The organism is Anaeromyxobacter dehalogenans 2CP-1 (assembly GCF_000022145.1).
Classification (GTDB): domain Bacteria; phylum Myxococcota; class Myxococcia; order Myxococcales; family Anaeromyxobacteraceae; genus Anaeromyxobacter; species Anaeromyxobacter dehalogenans.
In genome coordinates, this window is record NC_011891.1 from 4,087,113 (window position 1) to 4,106,602 (window position 19,490).

At 73.5% G+C, this 19,490-nt stretch carries 16 protein-coding genes; 12 read left to right on the top strand and 4 right to left on the bottom strand.

Going from position 1 to position 19,490, the window contains the following annotated elements; translation table 11 throughout:
* Positions 1–17 precede the first annotated feature (17 nt).
* Complete coding sequence (locus tag A2CP1_RS18490) at positions 18–1,547, bottom strand: methyl-accepting chemotaxis protein (RefSeq protein WP_015934770.1); 1,530 nt, start codon at positions 1,545–1,547, stop codon at positions 18–20.
* A 312-nt stretch (positions 1,548–1,859) separates the two neighbouring features.
* Here A2CP1_RS18490 and carB point away from each other — a divergent pair, with 312 nt between their 5' ends.
* The 8 genes from carB to hflC all read left to right on the top strand — a co-directional run bounded on the left by carB (position 1,860) and on the right by hflC (position 11,850).
* Entirely contained in the window at positions 1,860–5,063 is a 3,204-nt protein-coding gene (gene carB, locus A2CP1_RS18495) for a carbamoyl-phosphate synthase large subunit (protein ID WP_015934771.1), read from the top strand.
* A gap of 73 nt (positions 5,064–5,136) precedes the next feature.
* Positions 5,137–5,976, top strand: a complete 840-nt coding sequence (locus tag A2CP1_RS18500) for a sulfurtransferase (protein WP_015934772.1) — start codon at positions 5,137–5,139, stop codon at positions 5,974–5,976.
* A 149-nt stretch (positions 5,977–6,125) separates the two neighbouring features.
* Positions 6,126–6,515, top strand: coding sequence for a response regulator (locus A2CP1_RS18505; RefSeq protein WP_245529836.1), 390 nt, complete (start codon positions 6,126–6,128; stop codon positions 6,513–6,515).
* Positions 6,512–7,273, top strand: coding sequence for a YaiO family outer membrane beta-barrel protein (locus A2CP1_RS18510; protein ID WP_015934774.1), 762 nt, complete (start codon positions 6,512–6,514; stop codon positions 7,271–7,273). The genes A2CP1_RS18505 and A2CP1_RS18510 overlap by 4 nt, the downstream gene beginning before the upstream one ends.
* Complete coding sequence (locus A2CP1_RS18515) at positions 7,251–8,303, top strand: HEAT repeat domain-containing protein (RefSeq protein ID WP_015934775.1); 1,053 nt, start codon at positions 7,251–7,253, stop codon at positions 8,301–8,303. The genes A2CP1_RS18510 and A2CP1_RS18515 overlap by 23 nt, the downstream gene beginning before the upstream one ends.
* Positions 8,300–9,739, top strand: a complete 1,440-nt coding sequence (locus A2CP1_RS18520; RefSeq protein ID WP_015934776.1) for a glycosyltransferase family 2 protein — start codon at positions 8,300–8,302, stop codon at positions 9,737–9,739. The genes A2CP1_RS18515 and A2CP1_RS18520 overlap by 4 nt, the downstream gene beginning before the upstream one ends.
* A gap of 120 nt (positions 9,740–9,859) precedes the next feature.
* A complete protein-coding gene (gene hflK, locus A2CP1_RS18525) occupies positions 9,860–10,912 on the top strand; it encodes an FtsH protease activity modulator HflK (RefSeq protein WP_015934777.1) in 1,053 nt (350 codons plus the stop codon).
* Positions 10,909–11,850 carry a protease modulator HflC gene (gene hflC / locus A2CP1_RS18530; RefSeq protein WP_015934778.1) on the top strand — a complete coding sequence of 314 codons (942 nt, stop codon included), beginning with the start codon at positions 10,909–10,911 and terminating at the stop codon, positions 11,848–11,850. The genes hflK and hflC overlap by 4 nt, the downstream gene beginning before the upstream one ends.
* Before the next feature lie 71 nt (positions 11,851–11,921).
* Here hflC and A2CP1_RS18535 read toward each other — a convergent pair whose 3' ends face one another.
* Complete coding sequence (locus A2CP1_RS18535; protein WP_015934779.1) at positions 11,922–12,635, bottom strand: hypothetical protein; 714 nt, start codon at positions 12,633–12,635, stop codon at positions 11,922–11,924.
* Between the two features lie 238 nt (positions 12,636–12,873).
* Between A2CP1_RS18535 and A2CP1_RS18540 the strand changes: the two genes are divergently transcribed.
* Positions 12,874–13,683 carry a hypothetical protein gene (locus A2CP1_RS18540; RefSeq protein ID WP_015934780.1) on the top strand — a complete coding sequence of 270 codons (810 nt, stop codon included), beginning with the start codon at positions 12,874–12,876 and terminating at the stop codon, positions 13,681–13,683.
* A gap of 122 nt (positions 13,684–13,805) precedes the next feature.
* Positions 13,806–14,189 carry a hypothetical protein gene (locus A2CP1_RS18545; RefSeq protein WP_015934781.1) on the top strand — a complete coding sequence of 128 codons (384 nt, stop codon included), beginning with the start codon at positions 13,806–13,808 and terminating at the stop codon, positions 14,187–14,189.
* Positions 14,190–14,326: 137 nt separating this feature from the next.
* On the opposite strand, the gene A2CP1_RS18550 is transcribed toward A2CP1_RS18545, so the two are convergent.
* Both A2CP1_RS18550 and A2CP1_RS18555 read right to left on the bottom strand, forming a co-directional pair.
* Positions 14,327–14,740 carry a cytochrome c3 family protein gene (locus A2CP1_RS18550; protein WP_015934782.1) on the bottom strand — a complete coding sequence of 138 codons (414 nt, stop codon included), beginning with the start codon at positions 14,738–14,740 and terminating at the stop codon, positions 14,327–14,329.
* 84 nt (positions 14,741–14,824) lie between these two features.
* On the bottom strand, positions 14,825–16,507 hold the full coding sequence (locus A2CP1_RS18555) for an FAD-dependent oxidoreductase (RefSeq protein ID WP_041450554.1): 1,683 nt from the start codon (positions 16,505–16,507) through the stop codon (positions 14,825–14,827).
* A 641-nt stretch (positions 16,508–17,148) separates the two neighbouring features.
* Here A2CP1_RS18555 and A2CP1_RS18560 point away from each other — a divergent pair.
* Together A2CP1_RS18560 and A2CP1_RS18565 are read left to right on the top strand one after the other, a co-directional pair.
* Positions 17,149–18,336, top strand: a complete 1,188-nt coding sequence (locus A2CP1_RS18560; RefSeq protein ID WP_015934784.1) for a YjgN family protein — start codon at positions 17,149–17,151, stop codon at positions 18,334–18,336.
* Positions 18,333–19,484 (top strand): M48 family metallopeptidase, encoded by a 1,152-nt coding sequence (locus tag A2CP1_RS18565; protein WP_015934785.1) that lies wholly within the window; start codon positions 18,333–18,335, stop codon positions 19,482–19,484. The genes A2CP1_RS18560 and A2CP1_RS18565 overlap by 4 nt, the downstream gene beginning before the upstream one ends.
* Positions 19,485–19,490: the final 6 nt, after the last annotated feature.

The following is a 19,490-nucleotide window of genomic DNA, read 5'->3' on the forward strand; positions in this document are numbered from 1 at the left end:
GGCGTCGGGGCCGGCGCTCAGCCGGCGCGCGGCCCGTCCTCGCGCACCCGGAAGAAGCCGACCACCTGCAGGAGCGCCTCGGCCTGCGAGGCCATCTCCTCGGCGGTGCCGGAGAGCTCCTCCGCCGCCGAGGCGTTGCGCTGCGTCACCTGGTCCACGATCGCCATGGCCTTCGAGACCTGCGCGACCCCGACCGCCTGCTGCTGGGACGCGGCGGCCACCTCCTGCACCAGATCGGCGGTCCGCTGGATGGCGGGCACCAGCTCGGCGATGAGCTCGCCGCTGCGCTCCGCCACGTGCACGCTCGAGCCGGCCACCTCGCCGATCTCCTTCGCCGCGCGCTGCGCGCGCTCGGCGAGCTTGCGCACCTCGGTCGCGACCACCGCGAAGCCCCGCCCGTGCTCGCCGGCGCGCGCCGCCTCGATGGCGGCGTTCAGCGCGAGCAGGTTGGTCTGGTACGCGATCTCCTCGACGATGGAGATCTGCCCGGCGATGGAGCGCATGGCGGCGACCGACTCGGCCACCGCCTTGCCGCCCACGTCGGTGTTGCGCGCCCCCAGGCTCGCCATCTGCTCGGTCTGACGCGCGTTCTCGGCGTTCTGCGCGATCGACGCGCTCATCTCCTCCAGCGAGGAGGTGGCCTCCTCGGCGCTCGCCGCCTGCTCGCCGGTGCCCTGCGACAGCGACTGCGAGGTGCTCGCGACCTGCGCCGAGGCGGCGGTGAGCGCCTCCGCGCCGCTTCGGACGTCGCCGATCACCTCGGCCAGCTTCTCGCCCATCTCGCGCATCGCGCGCTGGAGCGCGCCGATCTCGTCGTGGGACGTGACCTGCACCGGGTCGCGCAGGTCTCCGCCCGCGATGCGCTTCGCCGCGCCGATCGCCCCCCGGAGCGGCCCGGTGATGCTGCGGGTGATCCACACCGCCAGCACCACCGCGAGCAGCACCGCGGCCACGCCCATCGCCAGCGTCGTGGTCCGCGCCGCGTCGTGGTCCGCCTCCACGGCCGCGGCGGCGGTCCGCACGTGCACGCCCTCGTGGGCGAAGAACGCCGCCCAGGCGCGGTGGACGTCCTCGAGGAGCGGGAGGACCTCGGCGCGGGCCAGCGCGCGCGCCTCCTCCAGGTGGCCCTGCTCGAGCAGCGCCTGCGCCCGCTCGAACGCCGCCGCGAAGGTCCGCCGCGCCGCGGCCACCTGCTCCATCGCATCGATGCCGGGCTCGCACCGGAACGAGCGCACGCGCCGCGACAGCGCGTCCACCAGCCCGTCGGCGTCGCGGTCGGCTGCGTCCGCGGCGGCCGCCGCGCTCCGGGCGCCCTCGAGGTCGGCCGCCAGGAACACCGCCGAGACCAGGGCCGTCTCGCGGCCGATCTGCTCCAGGCCCTTCACCCCCTGCTCCGTCTCCTCCCAGCGCGGGCCCGCCACCGCGTCGATCGCGTCCTTCTGGCTCGAGAGCCGCTGCAGGCCCAGCCACGCGACGATCCCCAGGATGGCGATCAGCGCGGCGAAGACGCCCCCGAGGCGCTCGCCGATCCCGACGTTCTTCGTCACGTTGACGTCCTCCCTGGGCAGGCGCCGCCCCGGCGGTGGGGCGGGCGCCCGGACGCGTTGCAACCCACGGTCCGTCCCGACGTCACGGTGGGTGAAGAGCGCGCGGCGGGAATCCCCAGCGAGGCCGCGCGCCTCGCGCGCCGTGCGCCGGGGCGCGCCCTACGGTCGCACCGGTCCCGGGCGGACCCCGGGTCCGCGCGGTCCCGCACCGGACGGTGAGCTTCTCCACGCCCGCCCGCCGCGCGCGGGCCGCCGGATCCCAGCCCGCCGTGGCATCATCCGGCCCCCGCCCACCCCATCGACGGAGCTCGCATGCCTCGCCGCGACGACGTGAAGACGGTCCTGATCATCGGCTCCGGCCCGATCGTCATCGGCCAGGCCTGCGAGTTCGACTACTCGGGCACGCAGGCCTGCAAGGCGCTGCGCAAGCTCGGCTACCGGATCGTCCTCGTCAACTCCAACCCGGCCACCATCATGACGGACCCGGGGATGGCGGACGCGACCTACGTCGAGCCGCTCGACGTGGAGACGCTCACCCGGATCATCGAGAAGGAGCGCCCCGACGCGCTGCTCCCGAACCTGGGCGGCCAGACCGGCCTGAACCTCTCCTCCGAGCTCGCGCGCAAGGGCGTCCTCGACCGGTACGGCGTGCGCGTCATCGGCGTGAACCTCGAGGCCATCCGTCGCGGCGAGGATCGCGAGACGTTCAAGGAGACCATGACGCGCCTCGGGATCGAGACGGCGCGCAGCGAGATCGCGACCACGCTGGACCAGGCCATGGCCGCGGGCCAGCGGCTCGGCTTCCCGCTGGTGGTGCGGCCCGCGTACACCATGGGCGGCACCGGCGGCGGCTTCGCCTACAACGTCGAGGAGCTGGAGGAGATCGCCGCGCGCGGCCTGCTCGCGAGCCCGGTGTCGCAGGTGCTGGTGGAGGAGTCGGTGCTCGGCTGGGAGGAGCTCGAGCTCGAGGTGGTCCGCGACGCCAAGGGCAGGAAGATCACCGTCTGCTTCATCGAGAACGTGGACGCGATGGGCGTCCACACCGGCGACTCCTACTGCACCGCGCCGATGCTGACGATCTCGCCGGAGCTCCAGGCGAGGCTCCAGGACCAGGCCTACCGCATCGTGGACGCGATCGAGGTGATCGGCGGGACGAACGTCCAGTTCGCCCACGACCCGCGCACCGGGCGCGTGATCGTCATCGAGATCAACCCGCGCACCTCGCGCTCGTCCGCGCTCGCGTCCAAGGCGACCGGGTTCCCCATCGCGCTCGTCTCTTCGATGCTCGCCGCCGGCCTGACGCTGGACGAGATCCCGTACTGGCGCGACGGGACGCTCGACCGGTACACGCCGTCCGGCGACTACGTGGTGGTGAAGTTCTCGCGCTGGGCGTTCGAGAAGTTCAGGGGCGTGCAGGACCGGCTCGGCACGCAGATGCGCGCGGTCGGCGAGGTGATGTCGATCGGCAAGAGCTACAAGGAGGCGTTCCAGAAGGCGATCCGCTCGCTCGAGAACGGCCGGCCCGGCCTGGGCTTCGCGAAGGACTTCCACGCGCTGCCGCTGGAGGAGCTGCTGGAGCGGCTGCGCGAGCCCACCAGCGAGCGCCAGTTCCTGCTCTACGAGGCGATCCGCAAGGGCGCCGACCTCGACCTGCTGCAGCAGCGCACGCACATCAAGCGCTGGTTCCTCGAGCAGATGAAGGAGCTGGTCGCGCTGGAGGAGGAGCTGCTCCGGCACGCGGGCCGGCTGCCGCCGGACGACCTGCTGGTGCGCGCCAAGCAGGACGGGTTCGCGGACCGCTACCTGGCGCGGCTGCTCCGGGTGTCCGAGGCGGAGGTCCGCGAGCGGCGCACCGCGCTCGGCGTGGTGGAGGGCTGGGAGGCGGTCCCGGTCTCCGGCGTGCAGGACGCCGCCTACTACTTCTCGACCTACCGGGCGCCGGACGCGGTGCCGGCGCGGGCCGGCGCGAAGAAGATCATGGTGCTGGGCGGCGGTCCGAACCGCATCGGGCAGGGCATCGAGTTCGACTACTGCTGCGTGCACACCGCGTTCGCGCTGCGCGACGCCGGCTACCAGTCGATCATGGTGAACTGCAACCCGGAGACGGTCTCGACCGACTACGACACCGCCGACCGGCTGTACTTCGAGCCGGTGACGGTCGAGGACGTGCTCTCCATCTACCGCAAGGAGCGCCCGGACGGCGTGATGGTGCAGTTCGGCGGGCAGACGCCGCTCGACATCGCCCGCCAGCTCGAGGAGGCCGGCGTCCGCATCCTGGGCACCTCGCCCGAGACCATCGACCTCGCCGAGGACCGCGAGCGCTTCAGCGCCGTGGTGCGCAAGCTCGGGATCCCGCAGCCGGAGTCGGGGCTGGCGCGCGACCAGGACGAGGCGCTCGCGCTGGCGCGGCGCATGGGCTACCCGCTCATCGTCCGGCCCTCCTACGTGCTCGGCGGCCGCGGCATGGAGGTCGTGCACGACGAGGAGACGCTGCGCGAGTACGTGCGCAAGGCGGTGGACGTGTCGCCGGAGCGGCCGCTCTACGTGGACCGCTTCCTGGTGGACGCGGTGGAGACCGAGGCGGACGCCATCTGCGACGGCACCGACGCGTTCGTGCCCGCGGTGATGGAGCACATCGAGCTCGCCGGCGTGCACTCCGGCGACTCCGCCTGCGTGATCCCGCCGGTGAACGTCGCGCCCGAGCACCTCGCCACGATCGAGGACTACACCCGCCGCCTGGCCCTCGAGCTGGGCGTGATCGGGCTCATCAACGTCCAGTACGCCATCGCGGGCGGCACCGTGTACGTGCTCGAGGCGAACCCGCGCGCCAGCCGGACCGTGCCGCTCGTCAGCAAGGTCTGCGACCTCCCCATGGCCCGCATCGCCGCCCAGGTGGTGCTGGGCACGCGGCTGAAGGACCTGCGGCTCGAGCGCCGCAAGCCGGGCTACTTCGGCGTGAAGGAGGCGGTGTTCCCGTTCTACATGTTCCCGGAGGTGGACCCGGTGCTCGGGCCCGAGATGCGCTCCACCGGCGAGGTGCTGGGGCTGGCCCGGAGCCCGGGGCTCGCGTTCTACAAGGCGCAGCAGGCCACCCGCTCGCCGCTTCCCCTCGCCGGGACCGTGCTCGTCACCGTGGCCGAGGCCGACAAGCCGCGGGTGGCGGCGGCGATCCGGGAGCTCGCCGGCATGGGCTTCCGGGTCAAGGCGACGCGCGGCACGCGCGACTTCCTGGCCGGGCAGGGCATCGAGGCCGAGCTGGTGCTGAAGCTGCACGAGGGGCGGCCCAACCTCGCCGACGCGCTCCTGAACGGCGAGGTGAGCCTGCTCGTCAACACGCCCGCCGGGAAGCAGAGCACGCACGACGACTCGTACATCCGCAAGGCCGCCATCCGCGCCGGGGTCCCGTACGTCACCACCGCGGCGGCCGCGGTGATGACGGCGAAGGGCATCGCGGCGCGCCGCGCCGGCGCGGAGGGCGTGCGGAGCCTGCAGGAGTACCACGCGACGCTCCGGTGAGCGGCGCGCGACCGCACGGGGCCGGGCGCCGCGGGCGCCTCGCGCGGCACGCGCGGCGTGCTAGAGGGGAGGCATGCGCTTCGGCCCGCTCATCCCCGCCCCGGCCCTGCTCACCTCGCTCCAGGACGTCCGGCTGCTCGACGCCCGCCCCGGCCTCGAGGCCTACGCCGCGGGGCACCTCCAGGGCGCCCTCCACGCCGACCTGAACGTCCACCTCAGCACCGCGTCGGCCCCCGGGTTCGATCCGGCCCGCGGCGGCCGCCACCCGCTGCCCGAGCCGGCCGCCTGGGCCGCGCAGCTCGGCGCGTGGGGCATCGGGCCGGACACCCGCGTCGTGGTCTACGACGCGGCGGGCGGCCAGAACGCCGCCGCGCGTCTCTGGTGGATGCTGCGGGCGTTCGGCCACGCGCAGGTCGCGGTGCTGGACGGCGGGTTCCAGGCGGCGCGGGACGTCGGCGTCCCGGTGACCACCGCAGCGCCGGCGCCGGCGCCTGCGCCGCGGGCGTATCCGGCCGCGCGCTGGTCGCTCCCCATCCTCTCGATCGACGAGGTCACGAGCCGGCTCGGGGATCCGGCGTGGAAGGTGCTCGACGTCCGCGCGCGCGAGCGCTGGCGCGGCGAGACGGAGACGCTCGATCCCGTGGCCGGCCGCATCCCCGGCACGCTGAACCTCCCCTCCGCCGAGAACCTCGGCCCCGACGGCCGGTTCCTCGCGCCCGAGGCGCTGCGCCGGAAGTACCTGGCGCTGCTCGGCGGCACCCCGCCCGAGCACCTCGTGGTGCACTGCGGATCCGGCGTGACCGCCTGTCACACGCTGCTCGCGCTGGACGCCGCCGGCCTCGGCGGCGCCGCGCTCTACGTGGGCTCGTTCAGCGAGTGGTGCCGCAGCGGACGGCCGATCGGGAAGGGGTGATCGGACGCGCGCGAGGGCGCACGCACCGTCGGTACGCGCCCTCACCCGCGCTCCCGGCACGCAGCGTGAATGATGTAAGCCTCGAACGCACACCGCACCCCACGACCACGCGATACCCTCGCAGGCCCGCTGCGGGCACAGTCCTCGCCGTGGACACGCGTGCGGGATACCGCCCTCCCCGCCGGATCACGGTGGTCGAGGACGACGAGAACATCGCCGGCCTGCTGGCGTTCCTGCTGGAGCGCGAGGGGTTCGCGCCCGAGGTCGTGGGCGACGGCCGCGCCGCCCTGGAGCACGCGGCCCGCCACGAGCCGGCGAGCGCGGTGGTGCTGGATCAGCTCCTGCCCTGTCGCAACGGCCTCTCGGTCGCCACCGCGCTCCGCGCCGATCCGCGCTGGGGCGAGGTGCCCATCCTGCTCCTCGGCGCGACGCGCTCCATCGGCGGCGGCGCCGCGCGGGTGGACGCCTGGCTCGAGAAGCCGTTCGATCCGGGCGCGCTCATCACCGAGCTGAAGCGGCTCGCGAAGGACCGGCCGTGAGGCGCGTGCTCGCGGCGCTCGCCCTGCTCGTCCCGGTCGCCGTCCCCGCCGTCGCCGCCGCGTCCACGGTCGAGCTGAGCCAGGGCGCCGAGGCGCTCTCCGGCGATCGTCCGGCCTGGCGCACCACCGCGCTCGACCTCGCCTGGGTCGCCGATCGCGACCGCGCGCTCGCCGCGGGCGGCAGCCTGCGCGAGGCCTCGCGCTTCCGCGAGGACGACGTGGAGGCGGCGATCTGGGCCCAGGCCCCGGTCGCCGGGTTCGTGCTCGGGGTCGAGGGCTCGGCCAGCCCGACCTGGGAGTTCCTCCCGCGGTGGTCGGCCGGCGCGCGCGCCGAGCGCGGGCTGGGCGCGGGCTGGGTCGCCTCGCTGGGCGGTCGCCTGCTCCGCTACGACGGCGAGCTGGGGGCGAGCACCGTCGCGCTGACCACGGCCGGCCTGGAGCGGTACTTCGGGCGCTGGCGCACGGCCGCCAGCGGCACCGCCGCGGGCCTGCACGGTGCGTGGAGCGGCAGCGGCCGGCTCGCGCTCGATCTCTACTACGGCGAGCGCGGGCGGGTGGGCGTGTCCGTCGCCGCCGGGCGCGAGCTGGAGTCGCTGGGCGGCGGGGCGGTGCTCCGCACCGACGTGCTCGGCGCCGCGCTCACCGGTGCCCATCCGCTCTCGGCCACGTGGGCGGTCACCTGGGACCTGACCGCGCAGCGGCAGGGGGACCTCTACACTCGGGTGGGAGGGCGCCTTGGCGTTCGCCGGAGCTTTTGAGCCGGTGGTCCGGGCCGCCTGGGCGACCGGGCTGCTCACCGTGCTGCTGAGCGCCGTGCTCGTCGCGCGCGTGCTCGGCATGCGCCGGCGGCTGGCGCGGGCGGAGGCAAGGCGCCAGGACGTGGTCGCGCGCTGGCGGCCGGTCCTGTTCGAGGCGATCGCCGGCGGCAGCCCGCGCCTGCCCGCCCTGCCGCCCGAGGACGAGGACGCGTTCCTGCTGCTCTGGGTCCAGCTCCTCGACGGCATCCGCGGCGAGCCCCTCGAGCGGCTGGCCCGGGTCGGCGACGCGCTCGGCGCGCGGGCGCTCGCCGGCGCCCGGCTGCGCCGCGAGGACGCGCTCGGGCACGTGCTGGCGCTGCGGACGCTCGGCTATCTCGGGCGCGCGGAGGATCGCGCCGAGGTGCTGCGCTGGCTCGACGACCCGCGCTCCTACCTGTCCCTCGCGGCGGCCCGCGCGCTGGTGCGGATCGATCCCGAGGGCGCGCCGGCCGAGCTGCTGCCGCGGCTGGCCCGGCGGGCCGACTGGCCGGTGCCGCTGTTCGCGAGCGTCCTCGGGGAGGCGAGCCCGCCGCGCGTGTCGGAGCGCTTCGCCGCGCTCTGCGCCGCCCTGCCCGGTCCCGCGCTGGTGCGCCTGCTCCCGCTCGCGTCCATCGTGGACGCGCACCGGGTGGAGCCGATCCTGGCCGCGCTGCTCGAGCGCGCCGACGAGCCCGAGGTCCTTGCCGCGGCGCTGCGCCAGGTGCGGAGCCCGGCGCTCCTCGACGCCGCCCGCCGCGCCGCGCGGCACGCGTCGTGGTCGGTCCGGGTGCAGGCGGCCGCCGCGCTCGGGCGCGTGGGCGAGCGGGCCGATCGCGAGCTGCTGGCCGGCCTCCTGCGGGACGCGGAGTGGTGGGTCCGCTACCGCGCCGCGCAGGCGCTCGCCGCCCGGCCGTACGGCACCTCGCAGGAGGTGCTCGCGCTGGCCGAGGCGTCCGGCGACCGCTACGCGCGCGACATCGTCCGGCAGGCGCTCGCGGAGGTGCGGTCGTGACGCTGCTCCGGCTCATCGAGGTCGTGCAGTGGGCGTTCCTCGCCTACTTCGTCGCGCTCACCGTGTCGTACCTCGCGCTCAACCTCGTCTCGCTGCGGGTCATCGCGCGCGACGCGGACGCGCGCGCCTCGCTCCTCCTGCCCCGGTTCTTCTCCCGGCTCGAGCCGCCGGTGAGCATCATCGTCCCGGCGTTCAACGAGGAGGAGACCATCGCCGGCACCATCCGGTGCCTGCTCCAGCTCGAGTACCCCGAGCTCGAGATCGTGGTGGTGAACGACGGGTCCACCGACCGCACGCTCGAGGTCCTCACCCGCGAGTTCGAGCTGGTGCCGTTCCCCGAGGCGTACCGCATCTCGGTGCCCTCCACGCCGGTCCGGCGGGTGTTCCGGTCGCTCCGCCACCGCAACGTGCGCGTGCTCGACAAGTCGAACGGCGGCAAGGCGGACGCCATGAACGCGGGCATCAACGCCGCCCGGTACCCGCTGTTCTGCGCGGTGGACGGCGACTCGGTGCTGCAGCGCGACAGCGTGGCGCGGGTGGTCCGGCCGTTCCTGGAGGACCCTTCCACCATCGCCTGCGGCGGCACCATCCGCGTGCTGAACGGCTGCAGGGTGGTGGACGGGTTCGTCGAGGAGATCGGGATGCCGCGCGGCTGGGTCGCCCGGGTGCAGGTGCTCGAGTACCTGCGGGCGTTCCTGTTCGGCCGGCTGGGCTGGGCGCCGGTGAACGCGCTCCCCAACGTCTCCGGCGCGTTCGGGATGTTCCGCCGCACCGCCGTCATCGAGGCCGGCGGCTACCGGACCGACACCGTCGGCGAGGACATGGAGCTCGTGCTGCGGCTGCACCGCCTCTACCGGCTCTCCGGCCGCCCCTACCGCATCTCGTTCGTGCCCGACCCGATCTGCTGGACCGAGGTGCCGGACACGCTCGCCGCGCTCCGCAGGCAGCGCGTCCGCTGGCACCGCGGCCTGCTCGAGGCCATCGCCGGCAACCGCGGGCTCCTGTTCCACCGCCGCGGCGGCGCCGCCGGCTGGCTCACCGTGCCGAACCTGCTCTTCTTCGAGGCGTTCGGTCCCGTCGTCGAGGTGGCCGGGTACGTGGTGATCGGCGCCGCCTGGGCGCTCGGCGTCATCTCCTGGAGCTCGTTCGCGGCGTTCTTCGTCGCCGCGCTCGGGGTCGCGACGCTGCTCTCCGCGAACGCGCTGCTCCTCGAGGAGAAGTCGTTCCACGTGTACCAGCGCCCGAAGCAGCTCGCGGCGCTCATCGGCGCGGTGCTGGTCGAGAACCTCGGCCTCCGCCAGCTCACCGCCTTCTGGCGGATCTCCGGGATGCTGAGCTGGCTGTTCCGCCGGCCCATCGCCTGGGGCTCGCCCGCGACCGCCGCCGCGGCAGACGCCGAGGCGCGCGACGACGAGGACGCCGGGCGGGCGGCGTAGCCGCGTCCGCGGGTGGGCCGGGGCGGCTCGCCCCACCGTGAACCCCGGCCGCCGCCCCGCGTCACCGGACGTGCGCCTCGCCGGCTTGCATTTTGGGTGGAACCGGGCGAAGCCAGATGGATGGAATCGAGCCCTCGGGTCGTGGACGGACCGCAGAAGCCGGGACCGGGTGACTTCTGGCGAGGGCTGTGGAGCGCGCTGGGCGGGCGGCTGCCGCTCGTGATCGCCGCGCTGGTGGCGCTCGTCGGCGTGACCACGTCCTACGTCCAGGTGGAGCCGGACGAGGTCGGGGTCATCCTCCGCCTCGGCCGCTTCATCGGGACCGTCGAGCCCGGACCGCACTTCCGCATCCCGTTCGGCGTCGACCGCATCACCAAGGTCCCGGTGCAGCGGCAGCTCAAGGCCGAGTTCGGCTTCCGCACCGAGCACCTCGACGGGCGGACCACCTACCAGCCGGAGAAGCCGGAGCTGGTGCGCGAGTCGCTCATGCTGACCGGCGACCTGAACGTCGCGGTGGTGGAGTGGATCGTCCAGTACAAGATCAAGGATCCGTACCAGTACCTGTTCAAGGTGAAGAACGTCGAGGCGATGCTGCGGGACATCTCCGAGGCGTCGATGCGCGCGGTGGTCGGGGACCACTCGGTGAACGAGGTGCTCACCACCGGCCGCCAGCGGGTCGCGACCGAGGCGAAGGCGCTGCTGCAGGGGCTCGCGGATCGCTACGAGACCGGCGTGGACATCCAGCAGGTGGTGCTGCAGGACGTGAACCCGCCCGACCCGGTGAAGCCGTCCTTCAACGAGGTCAACCAGGCCTTCCAGGAGAAGGAGCGCGCCATCAACGAGGCGTACGCCGACCTGAACCGCGAGATCCCGCGCGCGCGGGGCGAGGCGGAGGAGACGCTGCGCGCCGCCGAGGGCTACGCCATCGAGCGCGTGAACCGCGCCCGGGGCGAGGCCGACCGCTTCGTCCGCATCCACGAGGAGTACCGCAAGGCGCCCGACGTGACGCGCCGGCGCATGTACCTCGAGACGCTCGCCGAGGTGCTCCAGCGCACGCGGCAGAAGGTCGTGGTGGACGAGTCGCACAAGGGCGTCACGCCCATGCTGTGGATGAACGGCGCCGGCGCACCGCCCGCGGCGGGCGCCGCGGCGCAGGTGAAGGGGCAGCCATGACCCGCGCAGCCGTCGTGACGGCCGTCCTCGCCGTCGTGGCCGTCTTCGCCGTGACCGCGAGCACGTACACCCTCACCGAGAACGAGCAGGCGGTGATCACCCGCTTCGGCGAGCCGCGGGGCGAGCCCATCACCGAGCCCGGCCTGCACTTCAAGCTCCCGTTCGCCGACACCGTGAACCGGTTCGACCGGCGCTGGCTGGACTGGCGTGGCGATCCGAACCAGATCCCCACCAAGGACAAGAAGTACATCTGGGTGGACACGTTCGGCCGGTGGCGCATCGTGGACCCGCTGCGCTTCTTCCAGCGGCTCCGGGACGAGCGCAATGCGCAGTCGCGGCTCGACGACATCATCGACGGCGAGACGCGCAACGCCATCGCCTCGTTCGCGCTCATCGAAGCCGTGCGCACCACGAACCGCACCTTCGAGGACGACGAGTACTCCGCCGAGCTCGGCGGCGCCGAGGCGCTCGAGACCGTGCAGGCGGGGCGCGACCGGCTCACCCGGCAGATCCGCGATCGCGCCGCCGAGGTGGTGAAGGAGTTCGGCGTCGAGCTCGTGGACGTCCAGATCCGGCGGATCAACTACGTCAACGAGGTGCAGGTGAAGGTGTTCGACCGAATGATCTCCGAGCGGCGCCGCATCGCGGAGCGCTCCCGGTCGGAGGGCATGGGCCGGGCGGCGGAGATCCGCGGCCAGCGCGAGCGCGACCTGAAGGCGATCCGCTCCGAGGCGTACCGCAAGGCGCAGGAGGTGTCCGGCAAGGCCGACGCCGAGGCGACCCGGATCTACGCGGCCGCCTTCGGCCGGGACCCCGAGTTCTTCCAGTTCCTGCGGACGCTCGAGGCCTACCCGCGCACCGTGGACGCCTCCACCTCGCTGTTCCTCGGCACCGACACCGAGTTCTACCGGTACCTCCGCAGCTCGAAGAAGCAGTGAGCGGACCGCGCGGCTCGTGGACCCGCGCCCCGCCCCGGTCCCGTTCACGAGCGCTTCGGCGCGTGCGCCGCCTACGGCCGGAACCCGGACCAGAGCACCTGGACCCCGACCCCGGTGCCCCTCACGGCGACATAGAGGCTCTCGCCGGAGCGCACCGCGAGTCGAGCTCCGGTGATGGTGACGGGCGCCCACGCCGCCTCGACGTATCGCCCGCCGGCATCGGACTGGCCGATGGCGCCGCCGCCATCGAGACGGATCCCCCATCGAGGCGCCGCCAGCGGATCGGTTGCGCTCCTGACGGAGAGCGTGGCCGTGGGTGGGTCCGCGAACAGCGCGGGCCTGTCCGGTCGCACCAGCACATCCGTGAGGACGAAGGGGCCGTCGATCAGCCTGGCGCACGGTTCACCTCCTGTGCAGGTCGATGCAGTGGCGCCATTCCACGTCCCCGTCTCGATCCGCTCGGGATCGAGCTCCGGACGCGGCAGCGAGACCACGACCGGCGTGTCGCCCGCAGCCACGGTGACCGGTCCCTGGATCCCGGCGACCGTGACCGGGGTGGCGATGCCGGCGACGGTGATCGGGCTGGCGATGTCGGCGACCGTGATCGGCGCCGTCACCTGAGCGACGGTGACGGGGCTCGAGACGGAGGCGACCTCCACCGGCGCCGCGACCGACGAGACCTCGATGGGCGAGCTGACGACGACGGAACCGGAGACCCTCTCGGTCCCCTGGGAGCAGCCCACGGCGAGGGCCGCGACGGCTGCAAGCAGCAGAGCTCGTGGCATCGAATCTCCCGAAGCGCCACGTTCTCACTTTTCGTATGGCCGGTCAACGAGTCAAGCCAGCGCGCGCGCATCTCCCGCGGACGTTGTCGAGCTTGTCGGCCGCGGAGACGAGGAGGACGTCCGCCGGCTCCCGGACGCGGGCGAGGTCCGCCGCCTTCCTCGGGTTCCCGCCGCCATCGAACCCCACGGCCGGACACGGCGCGCGTCCGCCCGCGGCAGTGCCCAACCTCTGGAGGTGATGCGCCCTGCCCTCGCGCTCGCCCTCGCGCTGCTGGCGCCGTCCGCCGGGGCGGTCGAGGTGCGCTCGCCTCCGGGCGCGCTGCACGGGTTCCCGTCGATGAGCGATCGGTCGGGTGCGGTCATCGCCGACGGGGAGCTCGTGCAGGAGCGGCGCGGCGAGCGGCTGTTCGTGCGCGCGCGGTGGGTGTTCCCGGGCGGCCGGCTCGCCGAGGAGACGGCGGAGTTCGCGCTCTCCCCCGAGCTCGCCCAGGAGCGATACGCCTGGGTGGAGACGGATGGCAGCGGCGAGCTGCGCCGCTTCGAGGTGGACTTCGCGACCGGGCGCGCGCGCTCCGCGGTGCGCGGGAAGCACGGGGTCGAGCGCGAGGACGAGGGCCTCGAGGTGCCGCGAGGCCGCGCCTTCGCCGGCTACGGCGTCGCGCTCGCCGCGAGCCAGCTCGCGCTCGACGAGGGCGCGTCGGCAAAGATCACGTTCGTCGCATTCACACCGAAGCCTCGAACCGTGACGCTCGAGATCCGGAACGACGGCAACGCGCCGATCGAGGCCGCCAGCCGAAGCATCCCGTGCGTTCGCTACACGCTGCACCCGAAGCTGCCCTTCCCCGTCTCGGTCTTCGTGAGGGCGCCCGACTCGTACCTGTGGCTCACGCGCGCCGAGCCGCGGGCGCTCGTCCGGGCGGAGCAGAACCTCGCCGCCAAGGACGACCCTCGCGTCACCATCGACGTCATCCCGCGTGGCCCGGCGCGAGGCCACCCGCCGGTCCAGGCGCACACGCCGCCGCGTGACCGGCCGGGACGAGCACGTTGACCGGCTGGGCTCGCCGAGGCGGAACGGTTTGCGCGGGTGTGTCGAAGTGTTTCTCTCGTTGAACCGCCTCGCGTCCGTGCCCATGGTCTCGTCGTCCGCGGGGCGTGGACGAGGAGGATGCCATGGCGCGCGTGGCGCGTTGGTTCCTGGCGGTGGAAGCGGCCGCGTTCCTGTCGGCCGCCGGCGTGCATTCGGGCGTGCTCTGGCGCGGCCACGAGCATGCCCGGGCGGCGACCGCCGAGACGGTGATCGGGCTCGAGCTGGCGGCGGCGCTGCTCGCGACGGTCGCCCGGCCGGCATCGACCCGGCGCTTCGCGGTCGGGGCGCAGGCGTTCGCGCTGCTCGGCACCGCCGTGGGGCTCTTCACGATCGCGATCGGGATCGGGCCGCGTACCGCGCCCGACCTCGCGTTCCACGCCGCCGTGATCGTGCTGCTGGTGGCTGGCCTGCTCCGGCTGTCGCGCGAGCGCCTCGCCGGGCGGCCGGTCCGGGGGAGCGCGGTGTGAGCGGGCGCCGACGGACGCCTGCGCTCGGCGGCGCTGCGGCCGTCCTTCCCGGCGCCCCGAGACCAAGCGGCGCCCCGCCCCTCGGGGGAGAGGGGGCGGGGCGCCGCCGCGCTGCACAGGCGTGACGCGGATCCTGCTCAGGGCACCTGGAACGCGAAGTTGTGGCAGGGCAGGCAGAAGTTCTCCGACTGCCGGTGCTGGTGGTGGCACGCGTTGCAGTCGAGCTCGGTGCCGTAGTGCCGGTTCTCGTGCGGGTTGCGCGGCTTCACGCCGGCCGTCTGCACCGCGAGCGCCTTGGTGGGGTGGCAGCTCACGCACCGGTCCATCTCCACGGGCGCGGCCTTCGCCGCCTTCACGTGGCACTGGGCGCACTTCACGCCCGCCGCCGCGTGGACCCTGGCGAGGGCGTCGGCCTTCGCCTGGGCGGCGGGAGCGGCCTTGGGTGTGGCGGCCGTCACCGCGTCGGCCGCCGAGGCCTGCGCCGCGACGAGGCCGCCGAGGAGCGAGGCGAGCGAGAGGGCGAAGAGCTTCCGCCGGGACATCCAGTTCATGTCGTCTCCAGTGACGTGCGGGGCGCGAACGCGAGGCGCCCTGCGCGTCGGAATGAATTCAGTCGCGCGGGGTCCCGTCGCCGATCACAGCTTCGCGACGTGACGGCCGGTCAGGTAGCCGAACGTGTAGCAGCGGCCGAGGGACAGCCCGAACACCGTGAGCGGATAGTCGGTGCCGCCGTAGAACCCGGCGCCGAGGTTGCCGACCAGGAACAGGCCCGGGATCTTCCTGCCGTCCGCGTCGAGCGCCTGGTGCTGCTCGTCGACCAGGAGGCCGGAGCAGATGGCGGAGACCCGCACCTTGCGGTGGATGCCGTAGAACGGCGGCTTCTCGACCGGGGCGAGCCTGTCGGCCGGCTTGCCGAAGTCGGCGTCCTGACCCTGGCGGCAGAGCTCGTTGTACCGCTTCACCGTCGCGACGAGCGTCGAGGGGTCGACCTCGATCTTGCGGGCGAGCGCCTCGAGCGTGTCCGCCACGTGCGTGTTGACGAGGGACTCGAACACGCCCTTCTTCGGGCCCGGGTCGTCGGGCATGTAGTTCTTCAGCCCCTCGGGCGGCACGAGCTTGCCCGGCCAGCTCGCCGCTTGCGTCATGTAGTTCGAGTCGAAGATCTGCGAGTAGTGGCCCGCGTTCTTCTCGTCGCGCAGGTAGTTGTTGATGAGCGACATCTCGACCGTCTCGTTCACGAACCGCTTGCCCTCGCGGTCCACGGCCAGGAACGGCATGTCGCACATCGACGCGGGGCCCGCGTCGAAGTCGTGCAGCATCTTGGTGTGGCCGATCGGCTCGATGACGCCGCCCGCCCAGTACGCCATCACGAAGCCGTCGCCGGTCTTGTCCAGCTGCTTCCGCCCGAGGTGCTTCAGGTCCGGGAGGAAGTAATTGCTCATCGCCTCGTTGTTCTGGTAGTCGCCGGTCGCGAGGATGACGCCCTTCCTGGCGAGGAACCGGTGGTACCGGTGGTCCTTGCCCTTCGCGATGACGCCCTTCACCTCGCCGGTCCGGTCCTGCACGAGCTGGGCGGCGGGCGTGCCGTAGAAGAACCGGACGCCCGCCTTCTCGGCGACGGTGGCGAGGGCGCGCATGCCGTCACCGGTCGTGTACGGCTTAGGCCCGAAGAACGAGGTGACGTAGTTCAGGGTGTAGCCGTTCACCTTCAGGATGGCGCGCTGCTGCAGGTTGCCCTGGTCGATCACCTGCGCGCCGCCGCGCTTGGCGCGGTCGATCACCCAGGAGACCGCCTCTCCGGAGTTGTACGCCCACTGCCGGATGAGCTTGGGGTTGGGACGGTGCGCGTTGTCCGCGAGGAGCTTCGCGACCAGCGCCTCGACGCCGGCCTTGTCGCTCTTCGCGAGGTCGATGCCGGTGCCCGAGTTGCCCTGGGAGATCGCGAACGGCGCCTTCTGGATCACCGCGACCGACGCGCCGTGCTCCGCCGCCGAGAGCGCCGCCGGGACGCCCGCGGCGCCCGCGCCCACCACGACCACGTCGAAGGTCTGCGTGGTGGCGATGTCCTTCTCCGCGATGGGCTTCGGCTTCGGCATGAACGAGAGCGTCGCGCCGCCGTCGGAGCTCTTCGCGTAGGCGAGCCCCTTGTCCGCCGCGCTGGCGGGTCCCGCCGAGAGCCCGGTGGCCCCGAGGACGCCCGCGCCCGCCGCGCCGACCGCCGCGCGCCGCAGGAAGCTGCGGCGCGAGAGGCCGCGCTCGAGCACGTCCTTCGTGTAGGGGTCCAGCGCTCCTGAACCGTGCGACCTGTCCTTGCTCATGCCGCCTTCCTTCTGGATGGGGGTTCGGACGTCGCCTCTGAGCAGCAGGCGTGCCATGGCGACCGGCGGCGCAACCCCGCGTGGATCCGGGCGCACGGGCCCTCCCATCCAGGGGCGCGACCCTCAGTCCGAGAATCCGGTTCTCGGATCGAGAACCCGGCGCGACAGTTCGACGTGCGACCCGCCGCCGCGCCGCCTGCGCCGAGCGGTCGCGCGCGCTCGGGGCCCGGCCACGCTCCGGTGCATCGCCGGCGGGCGCACGGCGCACGCGCGGCCCACCAGCCGTGCGATGACACGACACGTCCACCGGCTTCCCCGCGCCGAACTCGAGGGCGTTCCCCACCAGGTTCGCCACGATCTGCTCGAGGCGCGATCCCACTCACCCGCAGGGAAGAAGTCTCCGATGGCGACGCCTGGGATTCTGGCTCGGCGCCACCGCAGGGCACGGATGTGATCCATCACCCTCCTCCGGCGCCCCGCTCACGACGTCGGCAGCGATCCACCGAAGCTGGCGCGAGGAGCACACCTTGCCCATGTGCGCTGAGTGAAGTTCCCCGTAGGCTTCGTACGACTCTCCGTGATAACGCTGTGGGCTCCGCGTCGGCGGCCGCCCTGGCCCGCGGCGGATCGAGGGACCACCCATGACCGAGTTCGCCGCGTCGATGCCCGCAGCACCGGCCGATGCCTTCCCGACCGGGTCTGCACCGCGGCCCCAGCCGCTGCCGATCCGGTTCACCGGGTCGGGCGGAGAGTACTTCCGGATCTGGATCGTCAACCTGCTCCTCACCCTCGTGACCCTCGGGGTCTGGTCCGCGTGGGCGAAGGTCCGCAAGACGCGCTACTTCTGGAGCAACACGCAGGTCGCCGGCGCGGCGTTCCAGTACCACGGGAACCCCGGCGCGATCCTGCGCGGCCGGCTGCTCGCCGGTGCCGTCTTCCTCGCGTACTCGGTGGCCGGGCGCATCTCGGTCGCCGCGGGGCTGGTGGCCGGCGTGGTGCTCGTGCTGCTCGGCCCCTGGCTCTTCCACGCGTCCATGCGCTTCAAGCTCGCGAACACGAGCTGGCGGGGGCTGCGGTTCGGGTTCGACTCCACCGCCGGGCGGGCGTACGCGGTGTTCGCGCCGGGCATGGTTCTCGGGGTGCTCTTCATCGGCGCGCTCGCAACGATCCAGCGGATCGCGCCCGGCGAGCAGGCGAACCCCTTGCCGTTCGTCGTCGCAGAGTTCGCGCTGTTCGCTTTCTGGCCCTGGCTGCATGCGCGGCTGAAGGCGTACCAGCACGGCCGCGCGCAGTACGGGAACCTCGCGTTCGAGTTCGAGCCGTCCACCCGCGCGTTCTACGGCGTCTACGGCAAGGCCTTTCTCTTCACGCTGCCCTTCCTCCTGCTGCTGGGGATCGTCATCGGCGGCATCGGCCTCGCCGCGCGTGGCGGCAACGACCCGGGGACGATGACGCGCGCGCTCGTCCCGATCATGGTCGCCACCTACGCCGTGCTCGGCCTCTCGTACGCCGTCGTCGGCGCGATCTTCACCGCACGCCTGCAGCGGCTCGTCTGGACCCGGACGCACGCGGGCCCGGTGCGCTTCGCGACGAGCATCACGGCGCGCGGCCTCATGCGCGTCTGGATCGTCAACGGGGTCCTGACGCTCCTCACGCTCGGCGTGTACTGGCCGTGGGCCGCGGTGGCGATCGCGCGCTACCGGCTCGAGTGCATGACGCTCGAGGCCGGGGCGCCGCTCGAGACCATCGCGGCGGGGAGACTGGCAACGGAAGGCTCCGCGACGGGCGAGGGCGCGGTCGATCTGTTCGGGTGGGACATCGGCCTGTGAGCGAGACCGTCCTCGAAGGCCTCCTCTTCGACGGACGAAGCGCCGCCGCGACGCCGGTCCGGATCGCGATCGCCGGGGGCGTCCTCACGGTCACGACGCCCGAGGGCGCGCACCTCTCCGAGCAGGGCCTCTCCCTGCTCACCGTGACCGAGGCGTTCGCCACGGCGCCTCGGCAGATCCGCCTGCCCGGCGGCGCGGTGATCGAGGTGGCGGACGGCACCGCCCTCACCGCAGCGCTCGCCGCGGCGGGCCGGCGCCCTGACCTCGTGGATCGGCTCGAGGCGCGCTGGCGCGCCGCGCTCGCCGCCGTCGTCGCGTGCGTCGGGGTCATCGTCGCGGCATACGTCTACGGCCTCCCCGCTGCCGCGGGCTGGATCGCCCGGGCGCTGCCGGCGAGCGCCGAGCGGCGGCTCGGGGACGGCGTCCTCGAGCTCCTCGACGGCCACCTGCTCCGGCCCACCGCGCTCTCGGAGGAGGAGCAGCGCGCGGCGCAAGCCCGGGTCGACGAGGCGGCGCGGCTCGGCGCGCCCGCGGTGACGTACCGTCTCGTCTTCCGGTCCGCCGGGTTCGGGCCCAGCATGAACGCCTTCGCGCTCCCCGGCGGCACCGTGGTCCTGCTCGATGGCCTGGTGCGCGGCACCGCGAGCGACGATCGCCTCGTCGCGATCGTCGGCCACGAGCTCGGGCACGTGGCCCGACGCCACTCCGTGCAGGCGCTCCTGAAGAGCGCCGGCGTCGGCGCCGCGGCGAGCCTCCTCTGGGGCGACTTCTCCGGCCAGGCCGCGGCGATCCCGGCCACGCTCGCGATGTTCGACTACTCGCGCGACGCCGAGCGCGAGGCCGACGAGGACGCGGTCCGCTTCCTGCGCGCGGCCGGCCGCTCCGCCCTGCCGATGGTGGAAGCGCTGTGCCTGCTCCAGTGCGTCGAACGCGAGGCTTCGCTGGGCGCGATGCCGAGGCTCCTCTCCACGCACCCGAAGGTCGCAGAGCGGATCCAGCACGTGCGCGAGCTCGGCCGCGTCGATCCCTCCTACCGCTGCCCCGGGCCGCCGCCGGCGGGTTCGCCCGGCAGTCGGGATGGCGACGACGGCGAGGACGAGCCGGGGACATGCGGAACGCCGGGAGCGCCGCGGACCAGCATCGACTGAGCGCCG

Coding starts and splice junctions, on each gene's coding strand:
- A2CP1_RS18545 (WP_015934781.1), top strand. CDS start 13,806: ATGGCGCGCGTGGCGCGTTGGTTCCTGGCGGTGGAAGCGGCCGCGTTC.
- A2CP1_RS18540 (WP_015934780.1), top strand. CDS start 12,874: ATGCGCCCTGCCCTCGCGCTCGCCCTCGCGCTGCTGGCGCCGTCCGCC.
- carB (WP_015934771.1), top strand. CDS start 1,860: ATGCCTCGCCGCGACGACGTGAAGACGGTCCTGATCATCGGCTCCGGC.
- A2CP1_RS18560 (WP_015934784.1), top strand. CDS start 17,149: ATGACCGAGTTCGCCGCGTCGATGCCCGCAGCACCGGCCGATGCCTTC.
- A2CP1_RS18555 (WP_041450554.1), bottom strand. CDS start 16,507: ATGAGCAAGGACAGGTCGCACGGTTCAGGAGCGCTGGACCCCTACACG.
- A2CP1_RS18500 (WP_015934772.1), top strand. CDS start 5,137: ATGCGCTTCGGCCCGCTCATCCCCGCCCCGGCCCTGCTCACCTCGCTC.
- hflK (WP_015934777.1), top strand. CDS start 9,860: ATGGAATCGAGCCCTCGGGTCGTGGACGGACCGCAGAAGCCGGGACCG.
- hflC (WP_015934778.1), top strand. CDS start 10,909: ATGACCCGCGCAGCCGTCGTGACGGCCGTCCTCGCCGTCGTGGCCGTC.
- A2CP1_RS18535 (WP_015934779.1), bottom strand. CDS start 12,635: ATGCCACGAGCTCTGCTGCTTGCAGCCGTCGCGGCCCTCGCCGTGGGC.
- A2CP1_RS18550 (WP_015934782.1), bottom strand. CDS start 14,740: ATGAACTGGATGTCCCGGCGGAAGCTCTTCGCCCTCTCGCTCGCCTCG.